The sequence below is a fragment of the Pseudomonas sp. V98_8 genome (assembly GCF_029967975.1).
Taxonomy (GTDB): domain Bacteria; phylum Pseudomonadota; class Gammaproteobacteria; order Pseudomonadales; family Pseudomonadaceae; genus Aquipseudomonas; species Aquipseudomonas umsongensis.
In genome coordinates, this window is record NZ_JASCAE010000006.1 from 121692 (window position 1) to 141908 (window position 20217).

Sequence of the window (20217 nt, forward strand, 5' to 3'; positions counted from 1 at the left end):
AAAAACGTTGGCCTTGATCTGACGATTTCACCCAACCGACGACTGCACACAACCCTGGCCCTGAATCACGCTTGGCCTTAAGCTGCGCGGGCCAAGACGGCCGTTATTGTGTACGGAGAAGATGCCCATGCGAATTTTATTGGTTGAAGACAACCGCGATATCCTGGCTAATCTGGCCGATTACCTGGGACTCAAGGGCTATACCGTGGATTGCGCACAGGACGGTTTGTCGGGCCTGCATCTGGCGGCTACCGAGCATTACGACTTGATCGTACTCGATATCATGTTGCCTGGCATCGACGGCTACACGCTGTGCAAACGCCTGCGCGAAGATGCCCGGCGCGACACGCCGGTGATCATGCTCACTGCCCGTGATCAACTGGACGACCGGCTGCAGGGCTTCAAGTCCGGTGCCGATGACTACCTGATCAAGCCCTTCGCCTTGTCTGAACTGGCGGCGCGGATCGAAGCCGTAATGCGTCGCACCCAAGGCGGAGGCCGCCGGACCTTGCAAGTGGGTGACCTGAGCTATGACCTCGATACGCTGGAGGTTACCCGCGAAGGCCGATTGCTCAAGCTCAACCCGGTGGGCCTGAAGTTGCTGGCGGTCCTGATGCAGAAAAGCCCGCATGTACTGCGTCGCGAAATTCTCGAAGAGGCCCTGTGGGGCGATGACTGTCCAGACAGCGACAGCCTGCGCAGCCATGTCCATCAATTGCGCCAGGTGATCGACAAGCCGTTCGCCAAACCGCTGCTGCAAACCGTGCACGGTGTGGGTTACCGCCTGGCCGAGGGGCGTGATGGAGTTTAAACAGAGCCTCGCTCAACGGATCATCATTGCCTTTGCGCTGATGAGCGCACTGGTGGCGGGCGCCTTTGCCATGGGCATCGTTGCCACCGTGCACCTGGTGGAAGAAAAGTTGATCTCGGCGGGCCTGGGTGGCGATTTGCAGCGCCTGTTGCTGATGGACAGCGTTTCGGACTGGAGCCATCGCCCGGAACCGGACCAGTTGTTTTATTTCAGCGGCGGGCAGGGCGATTTCGAGTTGCCCAAGGATTTGCGGCACCTGGATCCAGGGTTTCACGAGGTTTTTCGCGAACAGCTGTCGTACCACGCGATGGTCGAGGTGGTCGATGGTCGGCGCTATGTGCTGTTGCAGGACCAGAGTGACTTCGAAGAGCGCGAGCGAGTGCTGTTTGCCGTGGTGCTGGTGGGCTTCGTGCTGAGCCTGGCGCTGGCGGTGTTTCTCGGCTGGGTGCTGGCGCGCAAGGTAATGGCACCGGTAGTGAGGCTGGCGCGCCAGGTACGTCATCGCGATCAGCTACTGGGCCTGGCACCCCCACTGGCGCCGGACTATGCGGCCGATGAAGTGGGTGAACTGGCCGTGGCCTTTGACGCTACCCTCGGCCGGTTGCGCCAGGCGCTGACCCGTGAGCGCATGTTCACCAGTGACGTCAGCCATGAACTGCGTACGCCCTTGATGGTGTTGGCCAGTTCCTGCGAATTGCTGTTGGAAAACCCCGGGATCGACCAGCGCGGCCTTGCCCAGGTCGAGCGCATTGCCCGTGCCAGTGAAGAAATGAGCGAGTTGGTACAAACCTTCCTGATGCTGGCCCGTGCTCAGCGCGAAGACGCCAGCATGTCTGCGCAGCAGACGCTGGGCGAAGTGGCCGACGGCTTGATCAACCTGTGGCGCGAACCGATCGAGGCCAAGGGGCTCAAGCTGATTGTCGACTGGGGCGGTCCCCACACTAATCGGTATAACGCGACGCTATTGCACGCGGTCATGGGCAACCTGCTGCGTAACGCACTGCATTACACCGACCGTGGATTTATCCGCCTGAGCCTGATGCCCATGGGTTTCACGGTCGAGGACAGTGGCGTGGGCATTCCCGAGGAAAAACGCGAAGCGATGTTCGAACCTTTTGTGCGAGGCAACGAGAAACGCGGAGAGGGTCTCGGGCTTGGACTATCGTTAGTACAACGGATCTGTGAAAACCAGGGCTGGAGCGTCACCCTGACGACCATGGAACCCAATGGCTGTCGTTTTCACGTCCAGTTCAATGTGCCGACTGTGAGTTGATGGCCGCTGCGGTTGATTGAGATTGCTCTCTTGTAATACCTCGAAACGATTCGACATTTTCATCACGAAATTTTCACAAACGCATGACCTGACCCTCACACATCACTGCCTAAGGTGGTTGGAATCAGAAACTCAGGAGATTGATGATGGTGGATGGCCCGATCAAACTGGATTTTTCCAACAAGTACGACGATCAACACGCCAAACGTTACCTGCAAAAACACAAGGATGGCGTCGGTCGCCGCCTGTCCCACTGGCGTGACGTACAAATGGCGCGCAAGGCGCTGGCGCTGGTCGGTGAGCCGGGCCTGGTCCTCGATCTGCCCTGCGGTGCGGGGCGTTTCTGGCCAATGCTGGCGGAAAAACCCAACCGCGTGATCATCGGTGCCGACAACTCCGAGTCCATGATCAAGATCGCTACACAGTCGCAACCGGCTGAAGTGGTGAAACGGGTACAACCCTTGCAGACGTCTGCGTTCGACATTGCGTTGCCGGATAACGCTGTCGACAGTATTTTCTGCATGCGTTTGCTCCACCACATCGGTGAAGCCCAGCATCGACTGGCGATCTTGCGCGAATTCGAGCGAGTCAGCCGAGACAGTGTCATCCTTTCGCTGTGGGTCGACGGTAACTTCAAAGCCTGGAAACGCAAGCGCGCGGAGAGAACCCGTGGGCAGGAAGGTTACCAAAATAGATTTGTGTTACCGGCGGCTACCGTAGAAAAGGAATTTGAGCAGGCTGGTTTCCGTATTCAGGAACGTATCGACTTTTTGCCGCTCTATGCCATGTGGCGAGTTTATGTATTACGCAAGAGGTAACAGATGGTAGAGCAGTGTGCAGCAGGAACAGGCGTCGCCTCCCAGGACCGATTCGATTACTTCTGGAATCAGCGCGGAGAATGGGTGGAAGAGCCCAATGTCCGGCGCGGTGGCGAGAGTGGCGTGCAGCGTCTCATGGGCAGTGATGGACAACTGCTCTACGTAAAACGCCAGACCGGCCATATCCATCGGGGTCTTTTACACCCTTTCGGACGGCCGACGGTACTGCGCGAGCGTGATGCACTCACTGGCTTGCGCCTGCTCGATGTGCGAGTCCCGGAAATCGTGTTCTGCGAAGCTCAACGCGATCCCGTGCACAAATGGCGCGCCTTGCTGGTGACCAAGTCTTTGGACGGCTTCGAGGAAATCGAGCGTTGGTACGAGGGCGGCGGACGCGAGCGTCATGGTGAGGCTGTGCACGATCGCGTGCTCAAGGACCTGGCCGAGAATCTGGCGCGGATGCACAAGGGGCGTTGGCAACACAGCTGCATCTATATCAAGCACGTATTCGTTCGCGTCACCGGTGAGGGCGAAGCCGCCAAAGTCGAGGTTGCCTTGATCGATCTGGAGAAGTGCCGGCAGCGATTGAGCGCTCGCCAGGCGGCTGCCCATGATATGAAGCAGCTGCGCCGCCACTCGTCATTCAGCACGACGGACTGGAAGAAACTCGTCTACTTTTATGAGACGGCGTTTGGCAGCGCTATCAAAGGTTTATAGCCATGAAACTTGAAGTTGCGCGAGGTTTGTTTCTGGTAGGAGCCTTGGCAGTTGCTTCACTCGCGGTGGCTGCATGGGAGCAGCCCCGCACGCAAGTCTTAAGTTCAGTACACAGTGGCGAGCATTGTCCGTTGCCACGGGTTGCCAAGGCATCCGTGGCCACTCAACCCGATCATGATTTGTTGCTGTTCATGTTCGGACTCTCTCAAGGATTGAGGCCGCAAAGTTGAACAGAATGAAGCCCAAATAAAAGGCCTCGCTGATGCGAGGCCTTTTTTTTGCGCAGTGCAGATCGTTCCCACGCTCTGCGTGGGAATGCAGCCCGGGACGCTCCGCGTCCCAAATCAAGAGCCGAACGCAGAGCGTGGGAACGATCTTAGCGAGAGGATTTGGCCAGCAGCGTATACACGCACGGCAACACAAACAACGTAAACAACGTCCCAATCGACATCCCGGTGGCAATGACCGTACCGATATCAAACCGGCTCACCGCGCCGGCCCCCGTGGCGATGATCAATGGCACCATGCCGAATACCATTGCCGCCGTGGTCATCAATACCGGACGCAGGCGAATGGCCGCGGCTTCCTCCACCGCCTCTCGCGGCGTCAGGCCCTTGTCCTTGCGCAGCTGGTTGGCGAATTCGACGATCAGGATGCCGTGCTTGCTGATCAGGCCGATCAACGTCACCAACCCGACCTGGGTATAGATGTTCATGCTCGACCAGCCGAGGAACAGCGGCAGCAAGGCGCCGCAGATCGACAGCGGGACGGTCACCAGGATCACCAGCGGATCGCGGAAGCTTTCGAACTGGGCCGCCAGTACCAGGAAAATGATCGCCAGTGCCAGGCCAAAGGTCACCCATAGCGCACTGCCTTCCTGGACGTATTGCCGTGATGCGCCGGCATAGTCGAAGGCAAAGCCCGCCGGCGCTTCTTCCCGGGCGATCTGACGCACGGCGTCGATGGCCTCACCCATGCTGACCAGCGGCACCCCGGAAAGGATCGCCGAGTTGAGTTGCTGGAACTGGTTCAGTTGCCGAGGGCGCGCCCGGTCGGACACGGTGATCAGGGTCGAGAGGGCGAGCAGTTCGCCCTGGGTGTTCTTGACGTAGTAGTTGTTCAGCCAGTCAGGGTTATCCCGGAAGGGGCGCTCGACCTGGGCAATGACTTTGTAACTTCGGCCATCCACGGTGAAACGGTTGATTTCCGCCTCACCCAGCAACGTCGCCAGCGTGCCGCCCAGATCCTGCATCGACACGCCCATCTGGGCGGCCTTGGCGCGATCGATATCCACCACCACTTCAGGCTTGTCGAAGGCCAGGTCGACGTCGACGAAGGCGAATTTGCCAGACTCCATCGCGCGTTTTTTCACCCGGTCGACCACTTGCAGCAGCAACTCGTAATCGTTGGCCGTGTTGACGACGAACTGGAACGGCAGACCCTCGCCCGTGCCCGGCAAGGAGGGCAGGTTGAAACCGAAAACCTGCAATCCGGAGATGCTCGCCAGTTTGGCTTGAACCTCTGGCAGGATCTCCATTTGGCTGCGGCTGCGCTCGTTCCAGGGCTTGAGCAGGAAACCGCCGATGCCCGATTGCACTCCGTTGAAGCCGTTGATCTGGAACGACGAGTAGTACTCGGGAAACGCCTTGAAGATCGTGATGAACTCGTCGGTGTAAGTGTTCAAGTAGTCGAGGTTGGTCGGTTGCGGTGCGCTGGCCAGCATGAAGATGATGCCCTGGTCCTCATCCGGCGCGAGCTCTGACTTGGTGAACTTGAGCAGCACCGGAATCAGGCACAGCACGATGACAGCAAATACCAGCACCACCGGCCGGGTATTGAGAGTGCCGTGCAACATGCGTTGATAACGTCGCTTGAGGCTTTCGAAAATCATGTCCAGGCGGTGGGCCAGGCCCGTGGGGTTTTCATCGTGACGCAGCAGCAGGGCGCACATCATCGGCGACAGGGTCAGCGCGACGATGCCGGAAATCACCACCGCGCCGGCCAGGGTCAGGGCGAACTCCTTGAACAACGCCCCCGTAAGGCCCGTGAGGAAGCCGATCGGCGCATACACTGCCGCCAGGGTGATGGTCATCGAGACCACCGGCATGGCGATCTCCCGGGCGCCCTCGATCGCGGCGTCCAGCGGTGTCTTGCCTTCCTCGATGTGGCGGTGGATGTTTTCCACCACCACGATGGCGTCGTCCACCACCAGGCCGATGGCCAGCACCATCGCCAGGAGGGTCAACAGGTTCAGGGAGTACCCCATCATCTGCATGAAGAACATCACGCCGATCATGGATAGCGGGATGGTGACCACCGGGATCACCACCGAGCGCAACGCACCGAGGAACAGGAACACCACCACGATCACGATCAGTACTGCTTCAAACAAGGTCTTGATCACTTCGTTGATCGAGGCCTGGATGAACAGCGTCGCGTCGTAGGCGATTTCCGCCTTCAGGTTCGGTGGCAGCTGGGCCGTAAGCTCCGGCATGATCTTGCGCACTTCCTTGATCACGTCGAGGGGGTTGGCCGCAGGCGTGGCCTTGATGCCGATGTACACCGAGGGCGTACCGCCGAACGAGCTGATGGTGTCGTAGTTTTCCGCCCCCATCTCGACCCGCGCCACATCGCGTAGCAGCACACGGCTGTCACCCTCGACCTTGAGCGGGATCGCGGCGAAGGCTTCGGCTGATTTAAGCTCGGTATTGGCGTTAATGCTGGTGACCACGTACTCGCCTTTCACTTCGCCTGCGGCGGAAAGGAAGTTGTACTGGCGCACCGCATTGGTCACGTCGCTGGCGCTCAGGCCGAAACCGGCCAGCTTCACCGGGTCCAGCCACAGTCGCATGGCGAAGACCTGGTTGCCGAGAATCTCGGCTTCGGCCATGCCCGGCAGGGTCGCCAGTTTCGGCTGGATGACGCGCGACAGGTAGTCGGTAATCTGCGGGTTGCTCAGCTCCTTGCTGAAGAAGCTGATGTACATCAGCGCCGAGGCGTCGGCGGCTTCCTTGCTCAGCACCGGGTCTTCGGCATCCTGGGGCAGCTGGTTCTTGACCTCGTTAGCCTTGGCCAGCAGTTCGGTGAACAATCGGTCGCTGTTGGAGCCGATGCGCGCGTAGATCGATATCACCGAGAAGTTCTGCCGACTGACCGAGGTCATGTAGTCGATACCTTCGGCGCTGGCCAGGCTCTGTTGCAACGGTTGGGTGATGTAGCCCTGGATGGTTTCGGCGTTGGCCCCGGGGTAGGCGGTGGTGACCGTGATCAGGGCGTTTTCCATTTGCGGGTATTGGCGCAACGGCAACTTGCTCCAGGCCTGGAAGCCCAGCAGCACAATCAACAGGCTGACCACGGTGGCGAGCACCGGGCGACGGATGAACGGGTCGGTAAAAGCCATTGGGGGTTCCTTGATCAGTCAGCGCGTGGCTGACTGTTCTTTTCGGCCAGGGTCTTGTCGTCGCTGATGGCGATGTGCGCACCGTTGTCCAGTTTGATCTGGCCGGCCGTGACCACCTTTTCGCCGTTCTGCACACCTTTGATAATCACCACCTGCCCGTCGCGGCGTTCGCCCGTTTCAATGAACCGCCGTTCAGCGATCAGGATCGGCTGGCCCTTGTCGTCTTTTTCGAGGCTGCCGTCTTCGGTCTTCTTCTCTGCAACGACATAAAGGGAGTTGCCGTAGAGCGTGTAGGTGATCGCGCTTTCCGGCACCACGATGCTCGGCCGCGGGTTGGGCAACATCACCTGCAGGCTGGCGAACATGCCTGGCAACAGCTTGCCATCGGGGTTGGCCAGGGTCGCGCGGACCTGCATGTTGCGCGTGCTGTTTTCCAGTTTCGGGTTGATCGCACTGATGGTGCCGGGGAAGGTCTGGGACGGGTAGGCGGCGACGATGATTTCAACCGGCTGGCCGAGGGCGATCTTCGGCACCGACTGCTCGGGCACGAAAAAGTCGACGTAGAGGCTGCTGAGGTCTTGCAGGGTGGCAATCATGGTGCCACTCGCCAGGTAGTCGCCAACGTCCACCTGACGAATGCCGATGGTCCCGCTGAAGGGGGCGACGATGCTTTTTTTGCCCAGCGCAGCCTTGAGTTGGTTGACCGTGGCCTTGCTCTTTTTCAGTACCGCCGATAGTCGATCGAACTCGCCTTTGGAAATGGCCTGGCTGCCCACCAGCTGGCTTCCGCGACCGTAATCGAGTTGGGCCAGCCCGAGGTCGGCCAGGGCGGTTTCGAGGAGAGCGCTTTCCACGGCGCTGTCCAGGCGCAGGAGCGGTTGACCGGCTTTGACTTTCTGCCCCGACTCGAACTGCAGATCGACCACCGTGCCATCGGTCTCCAGGCTCAGGTCTACGCCTTGCAGCGCCTTGAGGGTGCCGACGGTCGGTAGCCTGGCTTGCCAGGGCCGTTCGATGGCCGTGGCCACGGCGACGCTGATCGGCGGTTTTGGCGCGGAGAAGCCCTGAATCATCGTATAGATGGAGAAGGCTTTGTAACCGGCCAGGACCAGCACGATCAACAGTACAACACCCAACATGATCAGCATGCGGCGACGCAGCATATTTCCAGTTCCTTGGAGAAATCAGGTGAGACAGTTGGGCACATTACCGCGAGTGGGAAGGGGAATCCAATGGCTGATTTTTGTCGGTTCCGGAAAAGATCGCAGCCTGCGGCAGCTCCTACAGGTGTACACATGACCCTGTAGGAGCTGCCGCAGGCTGCGATCTTTTTGGGCCTGACTCAAGCCATCAAATGCAGATGGTTGTCCCAGAGCCCCGCCGGCAGCTCCAGCGGTTTGGCGAGCAAATTTGCCTGGCGGCAATCGTAGTACCGGCAGCGGCCCTGGCCCGAGGTCACGACGAATCCGTCGGCCACCGCGCCCACCCCGGCGCAATCGGGCAGTGGCGCGTCCAGGCGCACTTCGCCGCTGTCCAGGTCCCAGATGAAAAAGCGGTTGCCCCGGGGCGCGGTCAACGCGACCAGGCGCAAGTCGCTGTGTACCGCAACGCTGGCGGTGTAGTGCCCCATGGCTTGCAACTGATGCTCCGGCACCGGGAACGCCACGAATGGCTGGCCCGGACGCTTGATCGCCAGCAGCTCCGAATGCTCGTGGGCTGCCCCCATGAATTGCTGGCCGGCGACGATGGTGCCGTCGCTGGCAATGCCCAGGTGACGCACGCTGTTCATCTGCTGGCCGAGGGTTTCCTTGCTCAGCAGGGTACCGTCGCGCTGCATCAGGACCAGGCTCGGTTCCATGGCATTGAGGTTCATCTCGACCCGGCTTTCGGCTTCGGTGCGGATGCCGCCGTTGGCCACCACCAGGGTCTCGCCATCGGGCATCCACGACACTTGATGCGGGCCGATGCCGTGGGTGGAAATCTCACCGCTGTGCACCAGGCGTTCGCCTTCGAACTTGTACACGCCGAGCAGGCCGCGACCCGGATCGGTGGTGTCGTTTTCGGTGGCGTACAACCAGTCACCGCTGTGGTGAATCACCGCATGACCGTAGAAGTGCCGGTTTGGCTGCGACGTCACGGTTTGCAGGAGCGTGCCGTCACGCAGGTCGATCAGGTAGCTCTCGGTGCCCGGACGCCGGGCAACGAACAGCGCGATCGGCAGCGTCGGGTGATTGATGATGTCATGGCAGCGCTGGCCGACCCGGGTGGCAAACACCCGGGTGCCGTCCAGCCGGTAACCGACGGCGTAGTGCTTGCCGTCGGTATCGTCCCGCGCCGAGAGCAGCAGCGGGCTTTTATCCTTGTGCCTGAACAGCGTCCAGCCGCCCAGTGACACCGCACCCAGCAGCAAACTCCCTAATTTCAGAGCCTGGCGTCGCAGCATGGAACTCGCCCTCATCAGTCACCGTCGTTGGCGTTGAAGCCCAGTTGGATGCCCAGCGCCTTCGCCAGCTCGCCTTCGTGCAGGCGGTGGACCACGTTGAGGCTGTCGTAGAGATCATTGAGTTGCTGGCGACCGGCGTCGTCGTTGAGCATTTCGGTCAACGAGCGCTGGCTGCTGGCGAACAGTTTCAACGAGGCGGCGTAGGCCGCGTCGATCTTGTCGGCCAATGGCTTCTGCTCGCTTGGCAACAGGCCGCGCAGGCCTTTGTTGTCGACACCTTCCCATACCGTTCGGGCCGCAGCGAGGCTGGCCTCCAGGGCGGTCAGGGACGACTGGCTGCGCCAGGCATCGGCCTGGAACGGCTGCGGCACGCCTTTGCTCTGGCGGCCCATCGGTGTGCCGAGCTTCTTCTTCAAGGTATCGAGGGCGGTCACCTGCACGCGCAACAGATCGGCGATCGCTTCATGGGAGTCGGCGTACCGCTGGTTCGGAAATTTGCTCATTTGCGCGAGCATGCCATCGGTGTTGTTCCAGCTTTTGAGGATCTCTTCGGCCAGCTGTTTCTGACGCTCGCCAATGGCGATCAACAGCGGGCAGTACTTGGCCTTCTGTTCGGCGTTGGCCACATCAGGCTTGCTGTCGAACAGGATGTATTCGTAGGCCGACAGGCCTTGGACCACCACGCTGGATTTGGCCAGCGCGGCGGCATCGATCTGCGGTTGCGCGGTGACCAGTTGCTCGACCTGACGGCCGACCAGGTTCTTCTTGTCCGGCCAGAACTGCACCTGCCAGGCACGGTTGCCCTCGGCCAGTGGACCAATCAGCAGCGGTTGCAGTTCGGCCCAGGCTTTTTGCGCGTGCAGGAAGTCGGCGCGGGCGGTTTCGAGATTTGCCTTGCCTTCGCAGTAGGCGAGGGCGCTGACGGCCAGTTGGCGGTCGGCTTCAACCCAGCGGGTATAGGTCGGCAGAATCACCGACTTGGCGATCGCAGCCGAAGTGACGGCCTGCGGGTCCTGTGGCGAGCAGGCGCCCAAGGCTAGCGCGGCAAGGCTGGTGAACAACAATTTGGGACGGAACATGTCGGGCTCCCGCGGGAAGATGGGTATTAAAGGGAATTCAAGAACGCCAGCAACGCAGCGCGCTGCTCGGCATTGAAAGACAAAACCTGTTGTTGCGCCGCTTTTGCCTCGCCGCCATGCCAGAGCACGGCTTCGAGCAGGTTGCGGGCGCGGCCGTCGTGCAGGAGCTGGGTGTGGCCACTGACGGCTTGAGTCAAACCAATGCCCCACAACGGCGGGGTACGCCAGTCGCGCCCTCCGGCCTGGAATTCAGTGCGGTTGTCGGCCAGGCCATCGCCCATGTCATGCAGCAGCAGATCGCTGTAGGGGCGAATCACTTGATTGGCCAATTCAGGTTCGGCAGCGTCGGCGGCGGTGGTGTACTTGGGTGTGTGACAGGACTGGCAACCGGCCTGGTAGAACAGGGTCTTGCCGGCCAGCACTTGCGGCGTGCCGACATCGCGGCGCGCCGGTACGGCGAGGTTCCGGGTGTAGAACAGCACCAGGCGCAGGATGTTGTCGCTGACTTCCGGCTCGCCATCGGGGCCATTGCCATTGGGTGCCTGCTTACAGGCCGTTTGCGCGTCGGTGCAGTCGTCAAAGGGCCTCAGGTGGGTCGTGAGGCCCATGTCACCGGAAAACGCATGGACATTTTGTTGATTGAGGTTCGGCTGCCCGGCTTTCCAGCCAAATCGCCCGAGCACGGTTTTCTGCTGCACATCATCCCAGACCCGGTTCGGGCGCCCGGCGATGCCGTTTTTGGCTTTGGCCTGCGCGTGCGCATTCGCCAGGATAGCCTCTTCAGGAATGGCTTCCAGCAAGCCCAGGCCGATCATCGGCGGCGCCACCCGTGCCGAGAAACGCGTGTCGGGGTGCATCGGGCCGTAGTTCAGCTGGGTGATGTTCAGGCTCGGCTTGCGCAGTTCCACTTCGGTGCCGTCCTTGAAGCGAACCCTCACCGGCGAGTAGTCGACCCGCACCTTGCCTTCCGGCGTCACGCCGGGCACGGCCATGTCCTGGAACTGCCCGCCATACACGGGCTCCGGTACGACACCCTGTTGCTCGATGACCTTGGCGTAGGCCGGGGTGTCGGGAATCGACAGGCGTATCAGCATCGACACGGCATTGCGCGCATCTGGCGCAGGCGGGTGACCGCGGCCGTCCTTGATATGGCAGCCCTGGCAGGCATTGGTGTTGAACAGCGGACCGAGGCCGTCGCGAGCGGTGGTGGTCGACGGAGCGATCACCCAGGGATTACGAAAAAAGCTATTGCCGACACTGAAATCCACACGCCGCGATGGTGGCAGGTTGGCGGAGGGCAGCGAAAAGGCGTTCTGATCGGTCTTGCGCACGGTCGTGCCTCCGCCGGAGCGGGCTTCACCGGGTTCGGCCTGGGTGAATTTCGGGGCGTCATCGCATGCACTCAGGCCCAGGGCCAGCAACAGTGCAGACAAGCGAAGAGGCAGCGAGGGCATCAGACATCCTGCAAGACGAGCCAAACAAGGGCGCAAAGTCTAACAGGGGATGGGAATTTGAATAAGAGGAATTATCGTTCGCTTGAGCAACTGATCGTTCCCACGCTCGGCGTGGGAATGCCTCAACGGACGCTCCGCGTTCGGCTTTTGATTTGGGACGCGGAGTGTCCCGGGCTGCATTCCCACGCAGAGCGTGGGAATGATCAGCGTGGGAACGATCGGCAATCGAAGCGCCAGCGTTGATCAGAACTCGTGATCAGCGTTGTCCGGGTTCAGGTCGCTGATGCCCAGTTTGCCAGCGGCGGCTTCGATCGAACCGGTCTGCTTGACCAGGGATGCGATGGCGTCACGGACGATCTGGTTGCCGGCGGTGTTGCCGGCAGCGATCAGCTGGTCGTAGTGCTCACCCTTGTTGGCGTGGTCGACGATGACCTGCATCTTGGCTTCGGTGGCAGCCAGGTCGGCTTTCAATGCGGTGTCTGCCGCTGGATCGACCTTGGCCACCAGGGACGACAGGCTGGCGCCGGTCATTTTGCTGCCGTCGACGCGGGTGTATTCGCCCAGGTACACGTTACGAATGCCTTTGGCATCGTAGAACTGCGAGTTGTGGGTGTTGTCGCTGAAACAGTCGTGTTCGTCTTCCGGGGAGTTGGCTTCCAGGGAAACCTTCATGCGCTCGCCCGCCAGTTCGCCCAGGGACAGGCTGCCCATGCCGAACAGCATTTTGCGCAGGCCACTTTCAGCCGGTTCCGCTTCCAGGGTGGCGCGGTAGTTGTCGGCCACGTTCGGCTTCCAGTTACCGACCATTTCTTCCAGGTCGCTGACCAGCAATTGAGTCACGGATTTCAGGTAGGCGCGGCGTCGATCATTGTGGCCGCCAGTGGCGCCTTTGCCTTCCAGATAGTCGGAAGCTGGACGGTTGCCGGCGCCAGGGCCGGTACCGTTCAGGTCCTGGCCCCAGAGCAGGAATTCGATGGCGTGGTAGCCGGTGGCGACGTTGGCCTCGGAACCGCCCAGCTCGTTCAGGCTGGCGAGTTTTTCCGGGGTGATGTCCTTCACGTCGACCTTGTCTTCGCCAACCTGGATTTGCGTATTGGCGATGATGTTGGCCGTGGCGCCAGGGTTACCCAGTGCGTGCTCGTAGGATTTGTCGACGTAGTCGATCAGGCCTTCGTCCAGTGGCCAGGCGTTCACTTGGCCTTCCCAGTCGTCGATGATGGTGTTGCCAAAGCGGAACACTTCGCTCTGCAGGTAAGGAACGCGAGCAGCGATCCAGGCGGCCTTGGCGGCTTTCAAGGTGTCGGCGTTCGGCTTCGCGAGGAAGGCGTCGACAGCGGTTTGCAGGGTTTTCGCAGTAGATTCGGCATCGCTGTAAACGGCGAAAACCATGTCGGCATAGTGCGCGACAACGGCTTTGGCAGCCGCTTCGTCGACTTTGCTGGCAGCGGCAGGTGCAGCAGCGGGTGCGACTGGGGCGGCGGCAGTGCTGGCCGCTGGCGCAGGAGCGGCCGCTTTTTCTTTGTCTTTGCCTTCACCGCAACCGGCGAGGGAAATTGCGATGGCCAACAGACTGGCGGTAGCCAGAGGCATACGAATCATGGCGAACATCCTGCTTCGAGAGGGGGTGGAATAACGCGTCCGGCGCGCAAAAGTGACACATAATGCAAATCTTTCGCATTCTGTGTAAAGGGTTGTGGTTGGAAATATTTCTTATTAACGGGGGCTGGGGGGGAAAGATCGCAGCCTCGTTTCACTCGACAGCTCCTACACAGCTCCTAAGGACGCATTGATTCCTGTAGGAGCTGCCGCAGGCTGCGATCTTTTGATCTTTTACAAGATAGCCGCGTTACTGCGCTGGGCCTGCTTCAGATAAGCCACCAGCTCCCGGGCCGGCAGGGGCTTGCTGTAGAAGTAGCCCTGACCCTCGTGGCAGCCTTCGGAGATGATGTAGGCCTCCTGCTCCAGGGTTTCCACGCCCTCGGCGATCACCTGCATGCCCAGGCTCTTGCCCAACTGAATGATGGCGCGAACGATGGTTGCGTCGTCATCGTCATCGAGCAGGTCCTGGACGAAGCTCTTGTCGATCTTGATCTTGTCCAGCGGCAGGCTTTTCAGATAACTCAGTGACGAATAACCGGTGCCGAAATCGTCGATCGCGATCAGCGCACCGGAGCGGCGCAGGCTGAGCAAATGCTGGGCGGCGGTGCTGATGTCTTCCATCAGGCCGGTTTCGGTAACTTCCAGCTCCAGGCTGCGTGGCGGCAGGCGATACATCTGCATCAGGTTGTTGATCACCCGAGGCAACTCGGCGTGATGCAACTGCACGGTGGAAAGGTTCACGGCCATGCGCATGTCGCTGAAGCCCTGGTCGTGCCAGTCGCGCAATTGCTTGCAGGCCTGGTCCAGCACCCATTCACCAATGGCGATGATGGTGCCGTTCTGCTCGGCCAGCGGAATGAACAGGTCCGGTGGTACCAGCCCGTGCTCGGGATGCTGCCAGCGAATCAACGCTTCGACGCCAACGACCCGGTGGTCGCGGTAGCTGATCTGCGGTTGGTAGACCAGGTGGAACTGGTCGCGGACCAGTGCGTCGCGCAGGTCTTTTTCCAGCTCGCGACGGCGGCGCATCTCGGTGTCGACGCTGGCGATGTAGAACTGATAGCGGTTGCGCGAGCGCGTCTTGGCCAGGGTCATGGTCTGCTCGGCTTTTTGCAGCAGCTTCTCGGTACTGTCGCCATCTTCGGGGAACAGGGTGATGCCAATGGTGGCGCGCAGGCGGATCTGCTGATGATCGAGGGCAAACGCCGCTTCCAGGTCATCGAGGATGCTTTGGGCCAGTTCGGCGGCTTCGTAGGGTTGTTCGATATCGGCCTGCACCAGGGCGAACTGGTCGCCACCCAGGCGGGCGAGGGCGCCCAGGCGTCCACTGTGCGCGCGCAGGCGATCGGCCAGGGCCAGTAGCAGTTGGTCACCGGTCTGGTAGCTGAACTGTTCGTTGATGCCCTTGAAGTCATCGAGCCCGACGCACAGTACCGCCACCCGGCGCTGCAACTTGCCGGCATCGACGAGAATCTTGTCCAGCTGCGTTTGCAATTGCTGGCGGTTCGGCAGGCCGGTAAGGAAGTCGTACTGGGCCATGCGCAACAGGCTGTTTTCCGCTTCGTGGCGCAGGTGCGTGTTGCGCTCGATGGATTCGAGCAACTGGTTGGCGGTGTTGATCCACAGCCCCAGTTCGTTCTTCTCGTGGCCCTTGAGCAATGGAATCTTGTGCTCGCTGGGGCGGTCGGGATTGATTTCGGTCAGGTGCTCGATGATCCGCGACAGGGGTTTGGTCAACAGCCAGTGATAGACCAGGTACAGCACCATTCCCATCGCCAGGGCTCGCAATACTCCGGAAATGAAGATGATCACCGAACTGACAATGAAGCCCTTGCCGTAGGTGGCGGTGTCGAGGGTAATGCTCAGGTCGCCGTAATACTCGCTGTAAGGGCCGCGCCCCACCAATTGGGTGGTGAAGGTGCGTTCCTTGCCGAGGATCAGGTCGGTCAGCCAGCGACTGCTGGACTGCTGCAACTCACGGGATTTTTGCGCCAGCATGGCTTCGTTGGGATGGCCTATGGAAGCCTGACGCACCGCGTCATCCTGAAACAGGCCTTCGATCACCTGCATACCCATTTCCCGGTCCAGGCTGTAGACGGCCTGGGTCGAGGGGTCGCGGAACATGTCGAGAATGCGTTCGGCATCGCTGGCAACGGCCTGGCGTGTTTTATAGGCATCGAAAACAATCTGCGCGCAGCTCAAGACCACGCCGACGATCAATGCCGACAGGAGCACGACCCGGAGCAACTTCACCGACAAGCTGTTCTTGAGTTCCAGCTTCAAAGGGTAATTCCTTGTTCCGTGCGGGTAGCATCAAGTTGCCATGAGTATTGGCAATCCCGTGATGGCAGTCAAAGGGACAATCCATCCTGCGGGATAATGCCAGCAGCTTGGCCGATTTGCTGTTGTCTGGGGCAATTGCCCGGTCAGTACTGTGTCGGTAGTCGAGTCCTTCAACTTGAGGGGATTGGGACAAAATTTCCTTTCGTTTGATGTTAGACGGCTGTGGCGTTGAGGCAAGGCCCCGGGCGCTGCTTTTGGACTGGTAGCTCGCCCACAAAAAAGGCGACCCCCTTGCGGGAGTCGCCTTGGCGCTAGCTACGGTTGTTACTTATTCCGACAGCTTGTAGGCAATCACATAGTCGCCCTGTTTGGTGCCCAGCGAACCGTGGCCGCCAGCCACGACCAGCACGTATTGCTTGCCGTCCTTGCCGGTGTAGGTCATCGGCGTGGTTTGCGCGCCTGCGGGCAGGCGACCTTCCCACAGTTGCTTGCCGTTTTTCACATCGTAGGCCCGCAGGTACTGGTCCAGGGTGCCGCTGAGGAAACCGACGCCACCGGCGGTGGTGAAGGTGCCGCCCAGGCTCGGTACGCCCATGCTCAGCGGGATCGGAACCGGCGAGCTGTCGCGCACGGTGCCGTTCTTGTGCATCCAGATTTTTTCATGGGTGGTCAGGTCGATCGCGGCCACGTAGCCCCACGCTGGCGCCTGGCACGGCAGGCCCATTGGCGACAGCAAGGCTTCGAGCACCACGCCGTACGGCGCGCCCTTGTTGGGTTGCACGCCTTCGGTTTCGCTTTTGCGCGGGCCTTGGGCGGCGATGTCGGCGGCCGGGATCATTTTCGACTTGAACGCCATGTAGCTCGGGTTCACGAACGCGATCTGACGCACCGGGTCAACCGAGATGCCGCCCCAGTCGAACACACCGAAATTGCCCGGATAGACGATCGAGCCCTGCAGCGATGGCGGGGTGAACGGGCCGTCGTAGCGCAAGGACTTGAAGTCGATACGGCAGATCAGTTGGTCGAACGGCGTAACGCCCCACATGTCGCGCTCTTGCAGCGGCGGTGGCATCAGGTTCAGGTCGGATTTGGGTTGCGTCGGCGAGGTGTGGTCGCCTTCCACCGCGCCTTGCGGTACCGGCACTTCGTTGATCGGCACGATGGCCTGGCCGGTGCTGCGGTCCAGCACGTAGATGCTGCCTTGCTTGGTCGACGCCAGGACGGCCTGCTTCACGCCGTCGGCGGTCTTCAGGTCCATCAGGGTCGGCTGGCCGCCGACGTCCATGTCCCACAGGTCATGGTGAGTGAACTGGAAGTGCCAGCGCACTTTGCCGGTGGCGATGTCCAGGGCGGTCAGGCCGGCCGCGTGCAGTTCCGATTCAGGGGTACGCGCGCCGCCGAACTGGTCCGGGGTCTGGTTGCCCATCGGCAGGTACAGCATGCCGAGTTTTTCATCGACCGCGAACACGGACCACATGTTTGGCGAGTTGCGGGTGTAGGTCTTGCCCTCGGCAATCGGCGTCGTGTCGTCCGGGTTGCCGCTGTCCCAGTTCCACACCAGTTTACCGGTGTGCACGTCGAACGCGCGGATCACGCCGCTTGGCTCGTCGGTGGAGACGTTGTCGGTGACGTGGCCGCCAATCACCACCAGGTCTTTGGTGACCGCGGGTGGCGAGGTGGAGTAGTAACCACCGGCCGTGAAACCGCCGATATTGGCGCGCAGGTCGACCTGGCCCTTGTCGCCGAAGTCTTCGCACATTTTGCCGGTGTCGGCGTTCAGCGCGATCAGGCGGGTGTCGGCGGTCGGCAGGAAAATCTTGCGCGGGCAAGCGCTGGCCGGGGCCGGGCTGGCCGAACCGGTCGGGCTCTGTTCGGAGGCATACACCGCGTCATCGTGATAGGTCACGCCACGGCAGGTCATGTGCGCCCAACCCTTGAAGTTCGCCGCATTCTGCGTCGACAGCTTCGGATCGAAACGCCAGATTTCCTTGCCGGTGTCCGGGTCCAGGGCGATCACCTGGCTGTGCGGCGTGCACACATAGAGCATGCCGTTGACTTTCAGCGGGGTGTTTTCGGCGGTGGTTTCGCCCGGGTCGTTCGGCCCTGGCAGGTCACCGGTGCGATAGGTCCAGGCCGGTACCAGTTTGTTGACGTTCTGCGGGGTGATCTGCGCCAGCGGCGAGTAACGGTCGCCATGGGCGCTGCGGCCGTAGGAGTTCCAGTCACCGTCGGGCATGGCCGGTGCGGTGTTGGTCATGCCCGGCACGCTGTCGCGGTCCAGTTGGCCCTTGATTTCACCCGGGTTGGTGAACTGGCTGGCAAGGGCGGTCGCGCCTGCGATCACCACAGCCACGCTCAGTGCGCCGGTGCCCATGGGGGCGGCGCCATCACGCAGTAGCGGACGGCGAAACCACGGCAGCAACATGACCAGGCCCAGCGCGAACAGCATCGCCAGGCGCGGCACCAGCTGCCACCAGTCGAGGCCGACTTCCCACAGTGCCCAAACGGTGCTGGCGAACAGTACCAGCGCGTACAGGCCCAGCGCGGCACGGCGCGCGGCGATCAGCAGGATGCCGGTCAGCGCAAGACCGATACCGGCCAGCAGGTAGTAGAGCGAGCCGCCGAGCATGCTCAGCTTGATCCCGCCGGCCAGCATGGCCAGGCCCATTAGCAGAAGCAGTATGCCGAGCAGGGTCGGCAACAGACGGCTTCGACTCAAAGCACCCTCAGTGCTCATAGTGTGGTTCTCCGTGACGTTTCAAGTGGTCCCGCGCAGGTTCACTGTAGATGACGATCCCGCGGGGGCGTTGTTCATATAAAACCGGTTGGTTGATAGCCCCCCTGTAGGAGCCGGCTTGCTGGCGATAGTGATCTCTCGGACGCCATCGCCAGCAAGCCGGCTCCTACAGAGGTGGGGGGTGTTGGTTAGAAGGACGACTGGATCTTGATCCCGCCAATCAGCGCGTCATCGACCTCGTTCACGCCACCGGGGTGGCGGATGTACTGCAGGTTCGGGCGCACTGTCAGCCAGTTCGTGACGTGCACGCCGTAATAGAGTTCGGCGCTGTATTCGGTGTCCTGCGGCGGCAGGTAGGCCGGGTTGTCGTAGTCAAAGACAGCATTGGCCTGATTACGCGCCTCGGCATTCTTGCGGTACGCCGGGTTGACGTGAACGCGGGCCATGGCGAAACCGATGTCATCCCTGGCGCGGGCATCGAACAGGCCTTTGTAGACGAGGCCGGCCTGTACGTAGTTGTCGATGGCGTTGGTCTTCTTGTCGTGCATCGTGCCGTTGGCGAACAGGCTCAGGCCGCGGGAATGGTCGCTGGCGATGCTGGTGACTTGCTGCTGGAGGCCGAGCCACACGCCGTGCTTGCTCGATGCGCTGCGGTAAGCCTCGCCACTCAGGGCGGCGGGCTGGCCGTGGCTGTCTTTGTAGACATCGGTGGCGTCGGCGTTGCTGTAGTAATAGCCGGCACGGTATTCACCCGGCAGACCGTTGAGCTTGGGCGTCCACACCAGTTCCACCGGCAGGATGGCCCCTTGGGTGCCGCTGCCGCTGAGCTTGAAACCGTTGTCGCGATCGAGGTTCGACGGGTTTTGCTCATAGGCGCCAACCTGTGCGTACAGCTCGGGCGTCAGGTGATACTTGACCCGCATCGCCCACTGGCTGACCGGCCAGTTGTACCAGATGTCGCCCACCCAGTTGCCGACCTGGGAGCCGCAGAACGCCAGGTTCTGGAAGTCGCAGGGAAAGCTGTTGAAATCTTCGCCTTCGCCGAAACGGCCGACCTTGATGTCGAGTGTCTGGTCGAGGAACTTCTGCTGGTACCACATCTGCGTCAGGCGCGTGGTCTGGCCACGACCCCAGACTTCCTGAGCCGAGGTGAATCCACCGACGCGCGGGTCATTGATCCGGTCGTTGCTGATGTTGTTGCCGCTGCGCTTGGTGATGGTCAGCTGGAACTCGGCATCGTCCCAGCCGAGGATTTTCTGCAGGTCCAGGTGCGTGCCAAGCGCGAACTGATCGCTGTAGCGAGCGGTGCGATCGTGGTCGTAGCCGCCATGCAGGTTGCTGCCCATTTCGCCGGTGTAGTCGATCTTGAAGTCGTAGCCCTTCGCCGACAGTTCACTGCGGGTGCCGTTCCAGTCGCCGAGCATCCACGGGGAGTCGCTGTCGAAGGCGTGCGCCGCCTGGGTGCACGTGGCGAGACTCAAAGCGCCAAGGCTTGTGAGCAGGCAAACAGTCGTCTTGAAGACAGCGCTGTCTTTGGAGAGTTGTAAATCAGGCATAAGGAAGAAATTCTTGATTTTTTTCTGGGGAATGAACGTAAAACGGC

At 61.0% G+C, this 20217-nt stretch carries 14 protein-coding genes; 5 read left to right on the forward strand and 9 right to left on the reverse strand.

All coding sequences use genetic code 11. From position 1 onward, the window contains the following. Positions 1–127 precede the first annotated feature (127 nt). From colR to QLG10_RS06245, 5 genes are all read left to right on the forward strand, one after another. Positions 128–811 carry a two-component system response regulator ColR gene (colR, locus tag QLG10_RS06225; protein WP_020799911.1) on the forward strand — a complete coding sequence of 228 codons (684 nt, stop codon included), beginning with the start codon at positions 128–130 and terminating at the stop codon, positions 809–811. Next, positions 801–2084, forward strand: a complete 1284-nt coding sequence (locus tag QLG10_RS06230) for a HAMP domain-containing sensor histidine kinase (RefSeq protein WP_110751668.1) — start codon at positions 801–803, stop codon at positions 2082–2084. Before colR ends, QLG10_RS06230 begins: the two co-directional genes overlap by 11 nt. A 149-nt stretch (positions 2085–2233) precedes the next feature. Next, positions 2234–2902 (forward strand): class I SAM-dependent methyltransferase, encoded by a 669-nt coding sequence (locus QLG10_RS06235; protein ID WP_033044253.1) that lies wholly within the window; start codon positions 2234–2236, stop codon positions 2900–2902. Between the two features lie 3 nt (positions 2903–2905). Continuing rightward, complete coding sequence (locus QLG10_RS06240) at positions 2906–3619, forward strand: lipopolysaccharide kinase InaA family protein (protein ID WP_110751670.1); 714 nt, start codon at positions 2906–2908, stop codon at positions 3617–3619. A 2-nt stretch (positions 3620–3621) separates the two neighbouring features. After that, positions 3622–3849, forward strand: a complete 228-nt coding sequence (locus tag QLG10_RS06245; RefSeq protein WP_020799915.1) for a hypothetical protein — start codon at positions 3622–3624, stop codon at positions 3847–3849. A 146-nt stretch (positions 3850–3995) separates the two neighbouring features. Here QLG10_RS06245 and QLG10_RS06250 read toward each other — a convergent pair whose 3' ends face one another. From QLG10_RS06250 to QLG10_RS06290, 9 genes are all read right to left on the reverse strand, one after another. Further along, positions 3996–7019, reverse strand: coding sequence for a multidrug efflux RND transporter permease subunit (locus QLG10_RS06250; RefSeq protein WP_110751672.1), 3024 nt, complete (start codon positions 7017–7019; stop codon positions 3996–3998). A gap of 14 nt (positions 7020–7033) precedes the next feature. Then, entirely contained in the window at positions 7034–8182 is a 1149-nt protein-coding gene (locus QLG10_RS06255; RefSeq protein WP_110751674.1) for an efflux RND transporter periplasmic adaptor subunit, read from the reverse strand. 179 nt (positions 8183–8361) lie between these two features. Continuing rightward, on the reverse strand, positions 8362–9462 hold the full coding sequence (locus QLG10_RS06260; protein ID WP_110751676.1) for a DUF1513 domain-containing protein: 1101 nt from the start codon (positions 9460–9462) through the stop codon (positions 8362–8364). Positions 9463–9476: 14 nt separating this feature from the next. Further along, positions 9477–10541, reverse strand: coding sequence for an imelysin family protein (locus QLG10_RS06265; RefSeq protein ID WP_110751678.1), 1065 nt, complete (start codon positions 10539–10541; stop codon positions 9477–9479). 26 nt (positions 10542–10567) lie between these two features. Next, the gene (locus QLG10_RS06270) at positions 10568–11995 is read right to left on the reverse strand and encodes a di-heme oxidoredictase family protein (protein ID WP_188264135.1); all 1428 of its coding nucleotides are present in this window, start codon (positions 11993–11995) and stop codon (positions 10568–10570) included. Between the two features lie 243 nt (positions 11996–12238). After that, complete coding sequence (locus QLG10_RS06275; protein WP_110751681.1) at positions 12239–13594, reverse strand: imelysin family protein; 1356 nt, start codon at positions 13592–13594, stop codon at positions 12239–12241. Between the two features lie 231 nt (positions 13595–13825). Then, entirely contained in the window at positions 13826–15877 is a 2052-nt protein-coding gene (locus QLG10_RS06280) for a bifunctional diguanylate cyclase/phosphodiesterase (protein ID WP_110751683.1), read from the reverse strand. Positions 15878–16205: 328 nt separating this feature from the next. Beyond that, positions 16206–18614, reverse strand: coding sequence for a glucose/quinate/shikimate family membrane-bound PQQ-dependent dehydrogenase (locus tag QLG10_RS06285; RefSeq protein WP_188264133.1), 2409 nt, complete (start codon positions 18612–18614; stop codon positions 16206–16208). 188 nt (positions 18615–18802) lie between these two features. Next, positions 18803–20170, reverse strand: coding sequence for a carbohydrate porin (locus tag QLG10_RS06290; protein WP_282486198.1), 1368 nt, complete (start codon positions 20168–20170; stop codon positions 18803–18805). Positions 20171–20217: the final 47 nt, after the last annotated feature.

What these genes read in the sequence shown, in the direction of transcription:
- QLG10_RS06275 (WP_110751681.1), bottom strand. Translation starts at nt 13,594, where the DNA reads ATGATTCGTATGCCTCTGGCTACCGCCAGTCTGTTGGCCATCGCAATT.
- QLG10_RS06265 (WP_110751678.1), bottom strand. Translation starts at nt 10,541, where the DNA reads ATGTTCCGTCCCAAATTGTTGTTCACCAGCCTTGCCGCGCTAGCCTTG.
- QLG10_RS06290 (WP_282486198.1), bottom strand. Translation starts at nt 20,170, where the DNA reads ATGCCTGATTTACAACTCTCCAAAGACAGCGCTGTCTTCAAGACGACT.
- QLG10_RS06240 (WP_110751670.1), top strand. Translation starts at nt 2,906, where the DNA reads ATGGTAGAGCAGTGTGCAGCAGGAACAGGCGTCGCCTCCCAGGACCGA.
- colR (WP_020799911.1), top strand. Translation starts at nt 128, where the DNA reads ATGCGAATTTTATTGGTTGAAGACAACCGCGATATCCTGGCTAATCTG.
- QLG10_RS06285 (WP_188264133.1), bottom strand. Translation starts at nt 18,614, where the DNA reads ATGAGCACTGAGGGTGCTTTGAGTCGAAGCCGTCTGTTGCCGACCCTG.
- QLG10_RS06230 (WP_110751668.1), top strand. Translation starts at nt 801, where the DNA reads ATGGAGTTTAAACAGAGCCTCGCTCAACGGATCATCATTGCCTTTGCG.
- QLG10_RS06250 (WP_110751672.1), bottom strand. Translation starts at nt 7,019, where the DNA reads ATGGCTTTTACCGACCCGTTCATCCGTCGCCCGGTGCTCGCCACCGTG.
- QLG10_RS06255 (WP_110751674.1), bottom strand. Translation starts at nt 8,182, where the DNA reads ATGCTGCGTCGCCGCATGCTGATCATGTTGGGTGTTGTACTGTTGATC.
- QLG10_RS06260 (WP_110751676.1), bottom strand. Translation starts at nt 9,462, where the DNA reads ATGCTGCGACGCCAGGCTCTGAAATTAGGGAGTTTGCTGCTGGGTGCG.
- QLG10_RS06270 (WP_188264135.1), bottom strand. Translation starts at nt 11,995, where the DNA reads ATGCCCTCGCTGCCTCTTCGCTTGTCTGCACTGTTGCTGGCCCTGGGC.
- QLG10_RS06245 (WP_020799915.1), top strand. Translation starts at nt 3,622, where the DNA reads ATGAAACTTGAAGTTGCGCGAGGTTTGTTTCTGGTAGGAGCCTTGGCA.